The 15,020-nt window shown below is 66.8% G+C and carries 14 protein-coding genes, 1 tRNA gene and 1 pseudogene; 8 read left to right on the top strand and 8 right to left on the bottom strand.

Annotated elements, in window-relative coordinates; all coding sequences use genetic code 11:
• Positions 1-206 (top strand): annotated as a pseudogene (locus ACP7AU_RS10020) (hypothetical protein); the annotation flags it as partial.
• Between the two features lie 522 nt (positions 207-728).
• On the opposite strand, the gene ACP7AU_RS10015 reads toward ACP7AU_RS10020, so the two are convergent.
• Together ACP7AU_RS10015 and ACP7AU_RS10010 are read right to left on the bottom strand one after the other, a co-directional pair.
• Complete coding sequence (locus tag ACP7AU_RS10015) at positions 729-1,157, bottom strand: CBS domain-containing protein (protein ID WP_426036894.1); 429 nt, start codon at positions 1,155-1,157, stop codon at positions 729-731.
• Between the two features lie 60 nt (positions 1,158-1,217).
• Positions 1,218-1,901 carry a rhomboid family intramembrane serine protease gene (locus ACP7AU_RS10010; protein ID WP_426051304.1) on the bottom strand — a complete coding sequence of 228 codons (684 nt, stop codon included), beginning with the start codon at positions 1,899-1,901 and terminating at the stop codon, positions 1,218-1,220.
• Positions 1,902-2,198: 297 nt separating this feature from the next.
• Between ACP7AU_RS10010 and hfaA the strand changes: the two genes are divergently transcribed.
• The 4 genes from hfaA (at position 2,199) to ACP7AU_RS09990 (ending at position 7,799) form a co-directional block, all read left to right on the top strand.
• Positions 2,199-2,633: a holdfast anchoring protein HfaA gene (gene hfaA / locus ACP7AU_RS10005; protein WP_426036890.1), complete on the top strand. Its 435-nt coding sequence runs from the start codon at positions 2,199-2,201 to the stop codon at positions 2,631-2,633.
• Positions 2,630-3,640 (top strand): holdfast anchoring protein HfaB, encoded by a 1,011-nt coding sequence (hfaB, locus tag ACP7AU_RS10000; RefSeq protein ID WP_426036888.1) that lies wholly within the window; start codon positions 2,630-2,632, stop codon positions 3,638-3,640. The genes hfaA and hfaB overlap by 4 nt, the downstream gene beginning before the upstream one ends.
• Positions 3,567-4,814: a holdfast anchor protein HfaD gene (hfaD, locus tag ACP7AU_RS09995; RefSeq protein ID WP_426051303.1), complete on the top strand. Its 1,248-nt coding sequence runs from the start codon at positions 3,567-3,569 to the stop codon at positions 4,812-4,814. The genes hfaB and hfaD overlap by 74 nt, the downstream gene beginning before the upstream one ends.
• 132 nt (positions 4,815-4,946) lie before the next feature.
• A complete protein-coding gene (locus tag ACP7AU_RS09990; protein WP_426051302.1) occupies positions 4,947-7,799 on the top strand; it encodes a M16 family metallopeptidase in 2,853 nt (950 codons plus the stop codon).
• Positions 7,800-7,948: 149 nt separating this feature from the next.
• Here ACP7AU_RS09990 and ACP7AU_RS09985 read toward each other — a convergent pair whose 3' ends face one another.
• Positions 7,949-8,845 carry a hypothetical protein gene (locus ACP7AU_RS09985; protein ID WP_426051301.1) on the bottom strand — a complete coding sequence of 299 codons (897 nt, stop codon included), beginning with the start codon at positions 8,843-8,845 and terminating at the stop codon, positions 7,949-7,951.
• 141 nt (positions 8,846-8,986) lie between these two features.
• Between ACP7AU_RS09985 and ACP7AU_RS09980 the strand changes: the two genes are divergently transcribed.
• Complete coding sequence (locus ACP7AU_RS09980; RefSeq protein ID WP_426036880.1) at positions 8,987-9,514, top strand: PAS domain-containing protein; 528 nt, start codon at positions 8,987-8,989, stop codon at positions 9,512-9,514.
• 19 nt (positions 9,515-9,533) lie between these two features.
• Here ACP7AU_RS09980 and ACP7AU_RS09975 read toward each other — a convergent pair whose 3' ends face one another.
• The gene (locus tag ACP7AU_RS09975; RefSeq protein WP_426036878.1) at positions 9,534-10,064 is read right to left on the bottom strand and encodes a gamma carbonic anhydrase family protein; all 531 of its coding nucleotides are present in this window, start codon (positions 10,062-10,064) and stop codon (positions 9,534-9,536) included.
• 290 nt (positions 10,065-10,354) lie between these two features.
• Here ACP7AU_RS09975 and ACP7AU_RS09970 point away from each other — a divergent pair, with 290 nt between their 5' ends.
• Positions 10,355-11,143 (top strand): PhoH family protein, encoded by a 789-nt coding sequence (locus ACP7AU_RS09970; RefSeq protein WP_426036928.1) that lies wholly within the window; start codon positions 10,355-10,357, stop codon positions 11,141-11,143.
• 83 nt (positions 11,144-11,226) lie between these two features.
• On the opposite strand, the gene ACP7AU_RS09965 is transcribed toward ACP7AU_RS09970, so the two are convergent.
• The 3 genes from ACP7AU_RS09965 to ACP7AU_RS09955 all read right to left on the bottom strand — a co-directional run bounded on the left by ACP7AU_RS09965 (position 11,227) and on the right by ACP7AU_RS09955 (position 13,257).
• Positions 11,227-11,433 carry a DoxX family membrane protein gene (locus ACP7AU_RS09965; RefSeq protein ID WP_426036876.1) on the bottom strand — a complete coding sequence of 69 codons (207 nt, stop codon included), beginning with the start codon at positions 11,431-11,433 and terminating at the stop codon, positions 11,227-11,229.
• Between the two features lie 96 nt (positions 11,434-11,529).
• On the bottom strand, positions 11,530-12,228 hold the full coding sequence (locus ACP7AU_RS09960; RefSeq protein WP_426036874.1) for a pirin family protein: 699 nt from the start codon (positions 12,226-12,228) through the stop codon (positions 11,530-11,532).
• Positions 12,229-12,504: 276 nt separating this feature from the next.
• Positions 12,505-13,257 carry an SIMPL domain-containing protein gene (locus ACP7AU_RS09955; protein WP_426051300.1) on the bottom strand — a complete coding sequence of 251 codons (753 nt, stop codon included), beginning with the start codon at positions 13,255-13,257 and terminating at the stop codon, positions 12,505-12,507.
• 211 nt (positions 13,258-13,468) lie between these two features.
• Here ACP7AU_RS09955 and ACP7AU_RS09950 point away from each other — a divergent pair.
• Positions 13,469-13,544 (top strand) — tRNA-Ile (locus tag ACP7AU_RS09950).
• A 7-nt stretch (positions 13,545-13,551) separates the two neighbouring features.
• Here the strand turns inward: ACP7AU_RS09950 and ACP7AU_RS09945 are convergent.
• Entirely contained in the window at positions 13,552-15,012 is a 1,461-nt protein-coding gene (locus ACP7AU_RS09945) for a hypothetical protein (protein WP_426051299.1), read from the bottom strand.
• Positions 15,013-15,020 lie beyond the last annotated feature (8 nt).

The following is a 15,020-nucleotide window of genomic DNA, read 5'->3' as shown; positions in this document are numbered from 1 at the left end:
CGAGGGAACCAACCGACATGGTTGTATCTTTCAAAAAGACCGCAGAGTGTCAGTATCATCGTAATGACCATCACTGGTCATCGCTAGGACACCGCCGCCTGCGTTTCTCTTTCCAAATCAACGATTTCAAAGACCAAGACCGGAAGAACCGGCCCCACTGTTTAACGCCAGTGAACGGCGGAGGCGGCGATTTAGTCGCCTCGTAAGTCTGTGTCAAGAACTTCTTTTAGAAGAAGTTCCCAGGGTCGAACCGACCCGGAGGTCGGCGGAGGCGGCGATGTAGTCGCCTCCGATTTCTGCGTCAAGTTGTTCTTTTGAAAGAGAACTGTCAGCGTTTCCGGCCCCCTGGAGGGCGGCGGAGGCGGTTTCCTAAGGAAGGCCGAACCCCGTGTCAACCGTGCTTTTCAGCCATTCCGCGGAGACGAAAACCGAAGCCTTCAGTCCACAAAATACCACCCGAGGAAAGCCACACTGGCTTCCCCGTTTCGTTACCGAGGCGATTCGATTGGAGCGCGGAGATTATGTGGAACCGGCCGTGGAAGCAAGGGTTTTTAGTCCCCGTTTTCCTCCGTGTCCCTGGCGACTTGCGTCCCCGGGGCCCCGGTGGCCAGCCCGTCTCCGAGCGAGGTGGCGATATACGTAGGGGCATCTTCATCCGCAAGCGGCATTGTTGTGGCGCACGAAGATTCACACCGAGTCCGGTTCAGCGAGCCTTGTCGCTCAGCGGATCAACCCGCGGCTATATAGGTCCGCAGGCTCTCGGCCTCGTGTGTGGCCTCGGCGATCTGGCACTTCACCACGTCACCGATAGAGATGACGCCGCTCAACCGGTTGTCCTTCAACACCGGCAGATGGCGGATCCGGCGATCAGTCATCCGCCCCATCAGAATCGCGACCGTCTCGCCCGGCTCGGCGAAGACGACGTCTCTGGTCATATAGGCGGACACGGGCCTGGCGAGGCCGGCGGCTCCGTCGGCGGCGACAGCCTTGACGACATCTCTCTCCGAGATGACGCCGACGACGCGGTCGCCGTCGCAGACGATCAGGGCGCCGACACGCCGGCTGTCCAGCTCGACGCAGGCGTCCGAGACGGAAATGTCGGGCGCGACGCTGAACACATCGCCTCCCTTGCTCTTGAGGATTTCTGCAACCAGCACAGTGCGGCTCCTTCCCTTATGTTCTTGGGAACGGCGGTCGGCCGAAGGACCGAAGCCGCTTCAGGCGAGAGGATCGCCCAGACCGCCCGACGAATCAAACCTTTCGTCGGGCCGCGCGAACAGACGCGCCAGGGGGCCGATGGCCAGAATGCCGAACAGGAAGCCGAAGGCGTGAGCCTCCCAGGCGATTCTCGCGCCCTCGGCGCCGGGCGCGAACCCGATCAGGCCGACGACGGCGTTGATGCCCATCCAGGCGATGGAGGTGGTGATGACGCTGCGGTTGGTCAGGGGCAGGACCCGCCCTCCCCCGCCCAGGAGGCGAGTCGCAGCCCCGATCAGACCGAACACCGCGCCCGATGCTCCGACCAGCGGATCCGGGCTGCCGAGGTGGACGAGGCCATAGCCCAACGTCGCAAAAATTCCGGCGCATATATAAATTGCGAGAAACACCCCTGCGCCGACCGGTCCACGGAAAAGTCTCGCGACCGGCGCGCCGAATGTCAGGGCGGCGATCGCATTCATCAGGGCGTGGACCCAGCCGCCGTGCACCAGCATGGAGGTGAACAGTCCGCCGTAGCGCCCCTCGCCGAGATCGATCGGAGCGAAGGCCAGCCCCAGCCAATTGTCGCGCGACCGCCCCTGAAGGACGTAGAGCGCCGGCATCGAGGCAGCCAGCAGCACCGCCAGCAGCGGCGCATTGAAGATGCGTTCCCTCGGGGGCGGACCGGCGAATCGGTCGGGCATCGGCTCCATCCCGCTCAAATGCGGAAAGGGCTGACCAATCTCAAGCTCTTCTTGAGGACGATCAGCGCCGCCCCCCTTATGACTGTTCAGGTTTTCGGGCTGACCATCCGACCGGGCGATCAAGTGGGTGGCCCAATTCGGACGAGCCACTGCGATAATTGGACGGGCCCACCGTCAGGCCAGCAGCGCTTTGCGCATTAAGCGCAGCAATAAGCGCTTCTTAATAACCATAACGCACTTTGGCACGCGGACCGCGACGTGGCGGCCGTTAACCGTGTTCGCGTGGGATTGGCCGAAATGCCCTTCAAAAGGACGTTCATCGCCCTGCTGACCGTCGCTTTGGCCGCTCCGGGCGCAGCCTTGGCGCAGACGAGCGGCTCGGCCGGCCTGTCGAGCATGCAGAACGGCTACGGTGGCTCCCGGCAATCGGTGAGCGCGGCCCAGACCGGATCGACCCGCGACCAAAACGGCAATCGCCTGATCGTCGATGGAATCATCCAGGCCGGCGCCTCGGCCTATTCCCGCCAGTCCGGCGGCGTGTCGAACACATACTCCGGCGGCGTCGGCGGCTCGCAAGGCACGACGATCGCGGGCTCGACCGCCATCGGCAACAATCTGAACGTGGTGGTCCAGGGCAGCCACAACACGGTCATCGTCAACTCGCGCCAGACCAATACAGGCAATGTCACTGCCCGAACGGATCTGACCGGCACCCTGACAGGCTTCGAATGATCGTGCGCACGCTTACTCCCCGACTCCGGAGCGGCGTCGTCGCCGTCGCGGTCGCCGCAATGCTGTCCGCCTGCGTGAGTCCGGTCGCGGGGCCGAACGGCCTGTACGCCACGCCGATCGGTAATGCGCCGGTCACATCGAACCCGACGCCCTATTCGACGGCGCTCTATTGCCTGGCCGACTACGCCCGGCGCTACAACCTGCCCTCGCCGCGCATGGCGGTGGGACGGATCGCCGACTACACCGGGACTGTCTCGGCCGACGGCGGCCGCCAGATTACCCAGGGCGCGTCCCTGATGGCGATGTCGGCGCTGGCGAAGTCGGGCGCCCAGATCGTCGAACGCTACGATACCTCGATCTCGGAGATGGAACTCCGCTATGCTAACAATCGCCTTATCGGCGACCAGGGCGGCACGGCGGAGGAGCCGAACTATCGCCGGATTTTGGCCGGTCAGGTGCCGGGCTCGGACTTCTACATCGCCGGCGGCATCACCGAGGTGAACTACAACATCCGCTCGGCCGGCTTCGACGCCGCCGTGGGTGAGACCGACACCGACGTCCCCGGCTCGGGCATCATCCAGGGCAAGGTCTATGTGATGAACATCGCGATCGACCTCCGGCTCGTCCAGACGACGACGCAGGAAGTCGTCGATGTCATCTCCTACCAGAAGCAGATCATCGGCCGCGAAATCTCCGCCGGGGTATTCGACTTCCTCAACGGCAACGTCATCGACGTCTCGGCCGGCACGGGCGGGATGGAGCCGGTCCAGCTGGCGGTTCGCGCCCTGATCGAGCGCGCCACGCTGGAGATGATGGCGAATCTGTACGGCGCGCCGGGGCCAGAAGTCTGCCTCGACGCCGCCAACGACCCTCTGAACACGGTGGGCGCGACCGGCGGCTACTACGCCGCCTATGACAACACGGGAACGAACAATGGCCAGACACGCGCCGATCCGTCTCGCTGGCACGATCGCCGCGACGGCGATGTGCGTCGCAGTCGCTACTGAGGCCTACGCGCATCAGGACCGTTCGATCGTCCTGAACCAGCAGCTTCAGCTCGGCGACGTCATCGCGGGCCAGACCCTGAACGTCGAAGGCGCCGACGGAGAGGTGGCCGTGAACAACGCCGCCCAGGGCAACAGCCTGTCCGGCTCGGTCGAGAACGATTCGCTGGCCCTGACCTCGACCCAGACGATGCGCGGCAATACCCGCGCCACCACCACACTGACCCTGACCGGCGACACCGAGGGGCCGGTCAATGCGACGACCCAGGCGCGCGGCAACTCTCTGGCGGCCGGGGCCTACGGCGGCGACCTGACAATCGAATCGTCCCAGAGCGTGGAGCCGTCGGAGGTCACCGCATCTTCGACGATCACGGGATCCTCCGCGCGCCTGATCGGCGGGGCCTCGATCGGGGTCACGGCCATCGCCAACTCCATGGCCATCGGCGCGAGCGGCGCCCATGTCGAAGGCACGGTGATCCAGAACTCCGCCGCGGGCGTCCGCGCCTCCAACTTCGCCGGCACGCAGTACATCCCCGAGACCGGCGAGTTCATCAGCCAGTCGATCGGCAACTCGGTGCTGGTGAACTCCGGCCTCGCCTCCAGCCAGGACCTGACCCTCCGCCAGCGCCAGGCCGGGGACCAGGTCACCGCCTCGACCAGCGCCAACTCCGGCAATGCCTGGGACCTGGCCGGCCGGGCGCGGGCCACGGGCAACCAGGCGGTGCTCTACAATCAGGGCGGCTCCGCCGTGGTGACGACCGACCAGTCGAACCTGTCGCAGATCCAGACCGCCAGCCGGGTCACCAGCTACGACTTCGGCGCGGCGACGTCGAACGCCTACGGGACGGGCAACGAGGTCTCGATCGGCAACAACGACCGCTATCTGGAGATCGACAATTCCCAGGTGAACTCCGGCGGTGTCGAGGTCTCGGCCAGCTTCGACGGCGCGAACGGCTATGACGCCCGAGTCGCAGCCGAGGCCGTCGGAAACTCCGTCACCGGCTACGCCTGTTCCCAGTGCGACGGCTATATGGACATCACCAACGCCCAGACGAACTCCGGGACCGTCTCGGCGACGTCCACGACGACGATCCGCAACCAAGGCCGCTCGGTCATCGCCGGGGCCAGCGCCATCGGCAATACCGCGACCTTCTACGTGTCGCGACCCGGCTCCTGACGTAAAGTTTAGTTTACACGCGCCCCGGTTCAAGGCGATGATGCGAACAACCGGCAGGGGTTGCCGGATTCGTTTCGTCATCCTTTAGTTGAGCCGCGCCGGCCGGCGCGGTTTCGTCCACCCGGAGCCCGCATGATCAACGCCCGTCGTCTTCTTCTCGTCGCCGCTTCAGGGCTGGCGCTCCTGGCCGCCTTGCCTGCGGTCGCCCAGACTACGGCGCAGCCGTCAAACGCGTGGGCCCAGGCGACCAGCGACATTCCCGCCGACCCGGCCGTCCGCTACGGCATCCTGGCCAACGGCATGCGCTATGCGATCCTGCGCAACGCCACCCCTCCAAGCCAGGCGTCCCTGCGACTGCGCATCGACGCGGGCTCCCTGATGGAGGACGACGATGAGCAGGGTCTGGCTCACTTCATGGAGCATATGGCCTTCAACGGGACGACCAACATCCCGGAGAACGAGTTGCTGCGTATCCTGGAACGGCTGGGTCTGGCCTTCGGCGCCGACACCAACGCGTTCACCAGCCTGGATCAGACCGCCTATATTCTGGAGCTGCCGCGAACGGATGACGAGACCGTCGACGCGGCCCTTCGCATCATGCGCGAACAGGTTTCGGAAGCCCTGATGGCCGCTGATGCGATCGACTCCGAGCGGGGCGTCATCCAGGGCGAGGAGCGGACCGGCAACTCGCCGGCCCGGAGGGCCTTCGCGGCGCGGCTCGCCTTGTTGGCTCCCGGCCAGCGCGCCTCTGAACGCTTGCCCATCGGCAATATGGACGTGATCCGCACGGCGCCCCGGGACCGTTTTGTCGCCTTCTATGACGCCTATTATCGCCCGTCGCGGGCGACCTTCCTCGCCGTGGGTGATTTCGACGTCGACCAGATGGAAGCCAAGATTCGGGGTGCGTTCGAAGGCTGGGAGCCCAGGGCGTCGGATGGCCCTGAACCGGACCTTGGCCAGGTCGCAGCACGCGGGACCGAAACCCGCGTTCTGGTCGAGCCGGGCGTGCAGTCCACGGTGGAACTGAGCTGGATCCAGAACCCCGACCTCGATCCCGATTCCGTCGCCGAACGCCAGTCGAGGCTCATTCGCAGCCTCGGCCTCGCCGTCCTGAACCGCCGCCTTGGCGAACTGGCGCGGGCAGACAATCCACCGTTTATCGGCGCCGGAGCGCAGACCGAGACCTTCTTCGACAGTCTCGATCGGGGTTTCCTGACCGCCGCCTTCAATCCGGGCGGTCTTCAGCGCGCGCTTGAGACGATCGAGCAGGAGAAGCGGCGTCTGGTCGAGTTCGGCGTGACCGAAGCCGAGCTGGCCCGCGAGATCACAGACACCCGCGCCCGGCTGGAGAACGCCGTGGCGTCCGTTGCGACCCGCACCACGCCCGGCCTGGTCAACTCCCTGTTGAACGCCGTCAACGACGACCGCGTCTTCGTAACGCCCCAGACCACGCTCGAACTCTTCAACAGCACCCTCGAAGGACTGACGCCGGCCACGGTCAACACCGCCGTCGCCTCCGTCTTCCAGGGTCAGGGCCCGCTGGCCCTCGTGGTCACCCCGGCGCCGATCGAACGCGGCGAAGCGGCCGTGACAGCCATGCTGGAAGCGTCCCAGGCCGTGGCGGTCACCGCCCCGCAGGCGCAGGCCGCGCTTGAATGGCCATACGCCAGCTTCGGAGCTCCGGCACAGCCCACAGCCCGCCGTGAGGTCGCCGAACTGGGCGCCACGATCGTGACCTTCGCCAACGGCACGACCTTGACGGTCAAGCCGACGGCCTTCCGCGACGAGCAGATACTGGTCAGCATCCGCACCGGTCTGGGAGAGTTGAGCCTGCCGACGGACCGCAGCGATCCCCGTTCGCTGGCCGGTTTCGTCTTCACCGCCGGCGGCCTCGGCAAGCTGACGGCCGATGAGCTGAACCGCGTCCTCAGCGGCCGCATCTACGGCGCGAACCTGACGGTCGCGGGCGACGCCTATCAGCTGTCAGGAAGCACCCGCCCGCAGGATCTGGAGCTGGAAATGCAGGTCCTGACGGCATTCTTGACCGACCCGGCGGTGCGCCCCGCCCCGTTCGAGCAGATCAGGGCGCAGTGGCCCCAGATCATCGCTCAGCAGAGCGCGACCCCCGGCGGCGCCTTCGCCCTGCAGGCCGGCGCGCTTCTGGCCTCCGGCGACGCCCGTCAGGCCCTCCCGACGGCGGCGGCCGTGGCCGCCTGGTCCAACGACCAGCTCAAGTCGGATCTCATCCAAGGCCTGTCGCAGGGGCCGGTCGATGTCGTGATGGTCGGTGACGTGACCGTCGACGCCGCGATCGCCGCCGTGGGCGCGACCCTGGCCGCCCTGCCCGCCCGCGGCCCCGCGCCGACGCCGCCGGTCGGTGGGGATATCCTGCGCTTCCCTGCCGGCACGGCCGAGCCCATGCGTCTGACCCACACGGGGCCGGCCGAACAGGCGCTGGGCTATGTCGCCTGGCCGACGACCGATTCGATCGGCGACGAGACAGAGTCCCGCAAGATTCGCCTCCTGGCGGCGGTGATGGAACTGCGAGTCCTGGAGGAGATTCGCGAGAAGCAGGCCCTGGCCTATTCGCCCGGGGTGAGTTCGTCGTCCTCGGACGTCTATGCCGGCTACGGTTCGGTGTCGGTGACAGCCCAGACCACGCCGGAGAATCAGGGGCCGTTCTTCGCGGCTGTTGATACGATCGCCTCCTCGCTGCGCGACGCGCCGATCACGGAGGACGAGCTGACGCGGGCCCGGGCTCCCATCATCGAATCGTTGCGCCGCAGCCAGGCGGGCAACGAGTTCTGGCTGGGCGCCCTCGAAGGCGTCGCGGCCGACCCCGGCGAGGTCGAGCAGATCACCACCCTGATCACCGACTTCGAGGCCGTCACCCCGGCCGACATCCAGGCTGCGGCGCGGCTGTATCTTGTCCCGGACAAGGCGTGGGAGGCCTCGGTCGTCTCGGCCACTGCCCCTGCCCAGTAGGACGAAAAAGGCCCCGGGGCTTTCGCTCCGGGGCCAAGTCTTCACTCAGGATCGCCGGCGATGACCGACGATTGAACATTACGCCTCGGCGGATGCGCCCAGGCTGAACGGGGCGTTGTCGCCCGTTCAGGTTGGCGTTCAGGTCGAAATCAGAACACCCGGCCGCCGACCCCGCCGTCCAGCATCATGGTTGCGCCGACGATCGAGGCGCCCTGCGCCATGACCGTCTCTTCGCGGTATTCGGTGTAGATCTCCTCGCGGATCCAGGTCACCACCTTCACGCCCGCGCCATAGCGGCGCAGCAGGGACCGCTCGTTGCAGTCGCGTTCCGGGCGCTGGACCCGGCAGGTGATCTCGCCAGACCGGTCGCGCCACAGGGCGTTGCCCTTCTCGCAGGCGAAGGTCTCGCCGCCCTGGCCGCCGTTGCTGACCTGGCCGGACCACTCGGACCATGTGACCTGCAGATGGGTGCCGGCGATGCAGCGGAACAGTTCGCCCTCATAGCTGTCGGCGATGTCGCGGTCCGGAATGACCTGGGACGCGGGATGCGGAATCTCGCGGTCGTCGATGCAGAAGGCCTGGATGACGACGCGCTTTTCCCAGCGACGGCGGGCCTCGTAGGGCACGCGGACGACCTGGGCGACGGCCCCGGCCTCGACGTTCAGGTTCTGGATAACCGTGGGATAGGGCTGATCGACGTTGAAATAGGCCGAGCCGCCGCCACCGCCACGCAGGTTGCCGTAACCGCCGACGCGGGCGTTTATTCCCGCGCGCGCCGACGCTGAGGCATTCGCGTTGGCGTTCACATTGACGTTGATGTTGATGTCGCCCGGCGGCGGGTAGTCGGGCGGCCCGGGATGGGTGCAGCAATCCGGCGGAGGCGGCGGAGGCGGCGGAGGCGGCGGGTTGCAGCCCGTGTCGCAGGGCGGCGGCGGCGGCGGCGGACAGCCGGCCGTGCACTGGGCCGAGCCCGCGGCGCTGGCCAGGCTCCAGAGGCCGACGGCGCCGGCAAGGGCCGGCAGCCAGGTCTTTATCCGCACCCGCATGGGCTGGGCTCCTGCAACAGTTCGACGGCGTCGCGCGGGGCGCGGGCCGGTTCAGCCTGACATCTGGCGGCAAAGGTCTTTCGTTTCCGTTGCCAAGGCGATGGTCCGGCCTTTGCGCGAGGCCTCTCGGAGGCGAGAGCGATGTTCCATCCCGGCACGCAAAATCTGATTGACCACTGGGCGGCCCTGCCCGAGGCCGGGCGGATCCCTGAGCGCACGGCCTTCGATCCGATGCGGCTGGGACGGCTGGTCCCGCAATTGTTCAGCGCCGACCGCGCTCTGGAAGGCGCGACCTTCCGGCTGGCCGGCGCCTGGGTCGAAACCCTGCACGGCCGCCCGATGCGCGGGATTTCATGGCTGGAGCTGTGGGCCCCGGAAAGCCGGCCGCTGGTGGCCAGCGCCGTCGTCCAGACCTTCCGGGAGGCCCGGCCGGTTGTCATGGTCGCCGAGGCCGCGCGGCTGAGGGGCGTGCTGGAGATCGTCATCGCCCCGATGCGCCGGCCCGACGGGACCGCGGATCGTCTTGTCGGCCTTTATCAGCCGGTGGCCGAACAGGAGCGCCGCCGCGAGGCCGTCGGCGCACTGACGGCGCGACTGTCAATCGGCGTGGGGACGCAGAGCCGCGCGCCGCTGACGCTGGCCGCACTGGATGGGCGCAGGATCGCTTAATTCGTCTCCTCCCCCGTCGCTATGCGACAGGGAGGAGACTTTGGGCATACCGCTTCCAGTTCTGCACATAGTGCTGCGCCGACGCCGTCAGGGCGGCGATCTGGCCTGCGTCCAGTTCGCGGATGACCCTCCCCGGCTGGCCCATGACGAGGGAGCCGTCGGGGATCACCTTGCCCTCCGGGATCAGGGTATTGGCGCCAATCAGGCAGTCCCTTCCGATCACCGCCCGGTTCAGGATGACGGCGCCGATGCCGATCAGACTGTTGTCGCCGACCGTGCACCCGTGGAGCATGACCTTGTGCCCCACGGTCACGTCACGGCCGATGGTCAGGGGCGAACCGGGGTCGGAATGCAGGACGCTGCCGTCCTGGATGTTGGTGTTCTCGCCAATGGTGATCGGCTCATTGTCGCCGCGCACAGTCACCCCGAACCAGACGCTGGCGCCCGACCTCAGAATCACGTCTCCTGCGACGACAGCATTGTCCGCGATCCAGTATTCGCCCTCAGGCGGAAGCTGCGGTTTCTTGTCCGCCAGCGCATAGATCGTCATGGAAGTATCACCTTATTCTTAGCAAATGAGGGCTTTAACTCTTCGCTAACCACGATAGCATCATTCTGTTGATGCGATTCGAGGTCGCCATTTCGGCCCCGAGTCCGAAGCCGGATCAATCCCGGTCCGGTCAGAGCCTTGGGGGCGTGCGTGACGCGTTCGGGTATGCGGCGGGTTCTCCCGCTGGATGTGGGATACATCTTCGACCTCGGATGCCGCTTCTGCGTCTCCCCTCTCCTCCCCACCCTCGTTCGAGGCGATGCTTTCGCAGCATCGCCTTTTTTCATGCCCTGGAGGCACTGATGGCCAAGCGCGCAACCCTGAAGCGTCAAACCCGCGATGGAGGGGCCTTCGACGGACCCGACTATGGACAGGATGCGAAGATCCGCCGCCTGCCGACTCCGCACACGCGGAGCGCATGGTCGCCACATCCGTCCAATGATGACAGGGACCAGGCCTATCTGAAGACGCTGAAGCCCAAGTCCGAGGGACAGGCCGAACTGCTGAACGCCATCGACACCCACAACCTCACCGTGGCGCTGGGCCCGGCAGGCACGGGCAAGACCTATCTGGCGGTCGCCAAGGCGGTCGAGGCGCTGGAAGCCGGCAAGATCGGCCGCATTGTCCTGTCGCGCCCCGCCGTCGAGGCCGGCGAATCGATCGGCTTCCTTCCCGGGGCCATGGAGGACAAGCTCGCGCCCTACCTGCGCCCCCTGTACGACGCCCTGTCCGATCGCCTGACCATGAAACGGGTCGGGGCGCTGATGGCCGAAGGGCTGATCGAGATCGCGCCGGTCGGTTACATGCGCGGCCGCACCCTGAACAACGCCTTCATCGTCATCGACGAGGCCCAGAACTGCACCTACGTCCAGCTCAAGATGCTGCTGACCCGACTAGGCTGGCATTCGACGATGGTGGTCACCGGCGATCCCGGCCAGACCGATCTGCTGCCCTCGCTGTCGGGCCTGGGGGACATCGCCCAGCGTCTGGAGGCGGTGCCGGAGATCGCGGTGGTGCGTCTGGCCGAGGGCGACATCGTCCGTCACCCGCTGGTCGCGAGCATGATCGGGGTCCTCTGACCTCACCGACCGGACAAGGAAAAGGCCGGCGGATCGCAGGATCCGCCGGCCTTCTTCATTTTAGACTGCCGTTCAGCGCTTCTTCACGCCGTCCAGGCTCCAGGCGCCGGGGCCCGAGGTGACGAGGTAGAGGAAGATGAAGCTGAACAGGATGGCCGCGTCACCACCGTTGACGGCGGGAAGCCGAACAGTTTGATGACGCCATGGGCGAGGAAGGTCAGACCCGTGACGATGCGGAGGATCGCCAGGCCTTCGGGTTGCCAGCGGGAGGCGCCGTTGAAAAAGTTCATGTGTTTCATGCCTGTCTGTTCAGGAACGCTTTGAAGAACGCGGTCCGTATAGCAACGCTACGCCAAACGGACCGTCGGACAAGTCAGCCCTTGGTATTAGGCCGCGTCGACCAGGACGATCTCTGCGTCGTTGACGGCCGTGACCGTGATCGTCGCCTCGTTCGAGATGGCGGCGCCGTCGCGAGCGTTCAGACGAACGCCGTTGACCTCGACCTCGCCGATCGCCGGCACCAGATAGCCGCGACGGGTCTCCCCCAGCGGATAGGTCGCGGTCTCGCCGGCCTTCAGGGTCGCGCCGACGATGCGGGCGTCGGTCCGGATCGGCAGGGCGTCACCGTCGCCTTCGAAGCCGGAAGCCAGGACGACAAACTGACCGGCGCGGTCACCCTTGGGGAAGGGTTTGGCGCCCCAGGCCGGGGCTTGGCCGCGTTTTGTGGGCTCGATCCAGATCTGGAAGATGCGGGTCAGGGTCGGCTCGGCATTGTACTCGGCGTGACGGATGCCGGTGCCGGCGCTCATCACCTGAACGTCGCCCGCCTCGGTGCGGCCCTTGTTGCCCAGGCTGTCCTCGTGGGTGATCGCGCCTTCGCGGACGTAGGTGATGATCTCCATGTCCGAGTGCGGATGGGGCGGGAACCCCGAGCCGGCCGCGATCTCGTCGTCGTTCCAGACGCGCAGATTGCCCCAGTTCATACGCGAGGGGTCATAGTAGTTGGCGAAGGAGAAATGGTGTTTGGCGTTCAGCCAGCCGTGGTTGGCGCCGCCCAGGCTCTCGAACGGTCTGCGCTCGATCATTGAAGTCTCTCCGGCCGCAGGACGTCCCGCAGCGCTGTTGCTAGGACGCTAACATAGGGGGTCGGAAGAGAACTGCAACAGTTGTAGTATCAGAAAAGATCTCTTCCTCTCCCGGTGGGAGAGGGAGAGCGCGCACGGCGGCGATAGCCGCCGTCCTGGCGCGGTCGGGTGAGGGGCGTGAGTCGCCGGGAACGCACGACCCTCACCCTTTCGGCTTCGCGCATCGCTGCGCTCCGCGAGCCTCAAGCCCTCTCCCGACGGGAGAGGGTTCAGTCCTTACCGACCCAGATCATACGTCCCGGTGATGTCGATCCGTACGGTCATCTCGCCAGCCGCGACCGGGGTCGAGGCGCTGTCGGCCATCTGCATACGGGCCGCGTACATCGGCATCGGCGGCTGGGACGTGTAGCCGCCGCCTTCGTTCAGGGAGCGGATGGCGCCCAGTTCGACGCCCAGGGCCTGGGCGTAGAGGCTTGCCTTGTCCTGCAGGGCGCGTACGGCCAGGACGCGCGCCTGGTCCTCGGCGGCCTTGGGATCCTTCTGGCCGAAGGCGATGCCGTTGATCTGGTTGACGCCGGCGGAGACCACGGCGTCGGCCGTGGCACCGACCTTCGTCAGGTCGTTGATGATCACCGTGACCTGATTGGAGGCCTGGTAGCCGCGCAGACGGGGCGGCTGGTTCTCGACGTAGTCGTACTGGGCCGCCAGGTTCAGGCCCGAGGTCTGGATATCGCGGTCGGCGATGCCGGCGCGGCTCAGGGCGGCGAAGACCTCCTGCATGCGGCGTGCGTTGTCAGACATGGCGGCCTGGGCAGTCGTCCCCTCCGTCGTGACGCCGAAGGTGATGGTGGCCATGTCCGGCGCGACCCGGACCTCGCCATAGGCGGACAGGTTGAGAGCCGGTTGAGCAGCCATCGCATGCACCTGCATCGGAGTGGCCCCTCCCGACGAAGATTGGGCGAAGGCGGCGGGGGCGGCGAACGCGGTCAGCGCCGTGGCGGCCATCAGGGCCTTGAGCGTGCGGGTCATGGAAGAAATCCTCATCGAGAACGAAACCTGGGACGGCCCCCGTTCTCTGCGGAGGCCGTGGTGGAACCTTGGCCTTGAACGCCTGAACGGCGGGAGCGGCCGCATCGGCAGAAACCGTTCATCGGGATGAAATCGCCGACATGGTCCGGGCTCTTTCCCGGCGCGGCCTCCCCTGCTAGGCCGGTTGCCCGCCCCAGGTCCTGCGGTTTGGGGGCGCGTAGCTCAATGGTTAGAGCCGACCGCTCATAACGGTCTGGTTGGGGGTTCGAGTCCCTCCGCGCCTACCACCCTCGCCTATCTGCGCCAGCGATCCTCGCCCCGGACCCGGCCGCCGTCGACATAGCGGCCGTTGGAATCGTACCAGCCGTCGCCTTGCTGGAAGCGGCCGTAGTTGTCAGGCATGTAGGAATATGACTCGTAGGGATCGCCGTGGGCGCCGTCCATCTCGTCCCACCAGTCGCGGGGATAGGCGGTGAACTGGCACTCGTAGCCCTGATCCGGGCTCTGGTACCACTGGGGCGCATAGCGATCGCGGTAGCGCGGCTCCCAGCGCGGCCGGCACAGTTCATCGGACCAGACACGGTTGCCCGAGGCGTCCAGAGTGGCCCGGTACTCCCGATCGAAGACCTTGCGCATGCCTACGAAGGTGTTGTTGGTGACAATGGCCCGGCCGGACTGGACCGCCACGCCGACCGAGCCTGCGCGGACGCGGCTGTCGGTCAGGGTCAGTTCGCCGTTGTAGAGGACCGCGCCCTTGTCGGCCCGGCAGATCTTGGAGCCCGAGACCGTGACCGAGGCCCCCTCGACCGCCACGCCCTCGGAGAAGCCGCATATCCTGGTGTTGACGACCTCCACCCGGCCGTAGTCACGGCGCGACCGCACCGCCAGGCCGATGGAGCGCGGGCCGAAGTTGTTGGGCGTCTCGGTCCCGCTGAGGGTCACCGAATCGATGCGCGACGGATCGGCGTTGCCGGGCACGATCTCGATGCCAGACTGGGAACCGGAGATGACCGTCTCCCACAGGTTCAGGGTCGCGCCGTCGGCGACGATGGCCGGGGCGATGGTCTGGGCGTCAATGATCGTGTCGCGCAGGTCGACCGCGCCGCCGTCGGCATAGATGGCCGCCTCGTCGCCTGCATGACGAATGCCGAGACGGTTGGCGACGATCTGACCGCCGTAGCTGACGATACAGGCCGCGTCCCCGCCGCGCGGCGAGGCCAGGACGACATCGCGCAGCTCCAGCCGCACGCCGGACGCTACGGTGATGCAGGGCAGGCCGTCAGGGGCCTGAAGGGTGATGGCCGAGCCTTCGTTCCAGCGGCGCGGATCGAAGCCGCCCTCCCCGATAATGGTCATGGGCTTGTCGACGTTTAGCCAGCCGACGCAGGCCCCGCCCCGCGCGCGGATGACAAGAGTGCCGCCGGGGCGCACGCGCTGGACTGCCGCCTCGACGCCGCCTGTGCCCGGATTACCGCCGCAGTCGACCAGGACGATCTCCTCGCCGCCGGGAATGATCGGGCCGCCGTAGGGGGGCTGATGGCCCGGCCGCCAGTCGGGGCGGTGCGTGTCGTAGTTCCAGCGGCGCGGCCGGTGCTGACGCCGGCTCTGGCTCGCTGGCGGATCCAGCAGCAGGCCAAAGTTCGGGCGGGTCTGGCTTTCGACCCGCGCGGCCGTCTGGGCCTGTGCGTCAGGGGCCGCGACCGTCAGGCCGGCGGCGATGGCCAGGGCGGAAACGGCGATGGTCAGCGTCTTCATCGGATCAG

The organism is Brevundimonas sp. SL161, from assembly GCF_049896985.1.
In the GTDB taxonomy this organism is placed as follows: Bacteria; Pseudomonadota; Alphaproteobacteria; order Caulobacterales; family Caulobacteraceae; genus Brevundimonas.
This window is presented reverse-complemented; position numbering and strand designations above follow the sequence as displayed.

Excerpts from the sequence above, each read along its gene's own strand:
- ACP7AU_RS09980 (WP_426036880.1), top strand. The coding sequence starts at position 8,987 with ATGTTCCATCCCGGCACGCAAAATCTGATTGACCACTGGGCGGCCCTG.
- hfaB (WP_426036888.1), top strand. The coding sequence starts at position 2,630 with ATGATCGTGCGCACGCTTACTCCCCGACTCCGGAGCGGCGTCGTCGCC.
- ACP7AU_RS09955 (WP_426051300.1), bottom strand. The coding sequence starts at position 13,257 with ATGACCCGCACGCTCAAGGCCCTGATGGCCGCCACGGCGCTGACCGCG.
- hfaA (WP_426036890.1), top strand. The coding sequence starts at position 2,199 with ATGCCCTTCAAAAGGACGTTCATCGCCCTGCTGACCGTCGCTTTGGCC.
- ACP7AU_RS09965 (WP_426036876.1), bottom strand. The coding sequence starts at position 11,433 with ATGAACTTTTTCAACGGCGCCTCCCGCTGGCAACCCGAAGGCCTGGCG.
- ACP7AU_RS09985 (WP_426051301.1), bottom strand. The coding sequence starts at position 8,845 with ATGCGGGTGCGGATAAAGACCTGGCTGCCGGCCCTTGCCGGCGCCGTC.
- ACP7AU_RS09960 (WP_426036874.1), bottom strand. The coding sequence starts at position 12,228 with ATGATCGAGCGCAGACCGTTCGAGAGCCTGGGCGGCGCCAACCACGGC.
- ACP7AU_RS10010 (WP_426051304.1), bottom strand. The coding sequence starts at position 1,901 with ATGCCCGACCGATTCGCCGGTCCGCCCCCGAGGGAACGCATCTTCAAT.
- ACP7AU_RS09945 (WP_426051299.1), bottom strand. The coding sequence starts at position 15,012 with ATGAAGACGCTGACCATCGCCGTTTCCGCCCTGGCCATCGCCGCCGGC.
- hfaD (WP_426051303.1), top strand. The coding sequence starts at position 3,567 with ATGGCCAGACACGCGCCGATCCGTCTCGCTGGCACGATCGCCGCGACG.
- ACP7AU_RS09975 (WP_426036878.1), bottom strand. The coding sequence starts at position 10,064 with ATGACGATCTATGCGCTGGCGGACAAGAAACCGCAGCTTCCGCCTGAG.
- ACP7AU_RS09990 (WP_426051302.1), top strand. The coding sequence starts at position 4,947 with ATGATCAACGCCCGTCGTCTTCTTCTCGTCGCCGCTTCAGGGCTGGCG.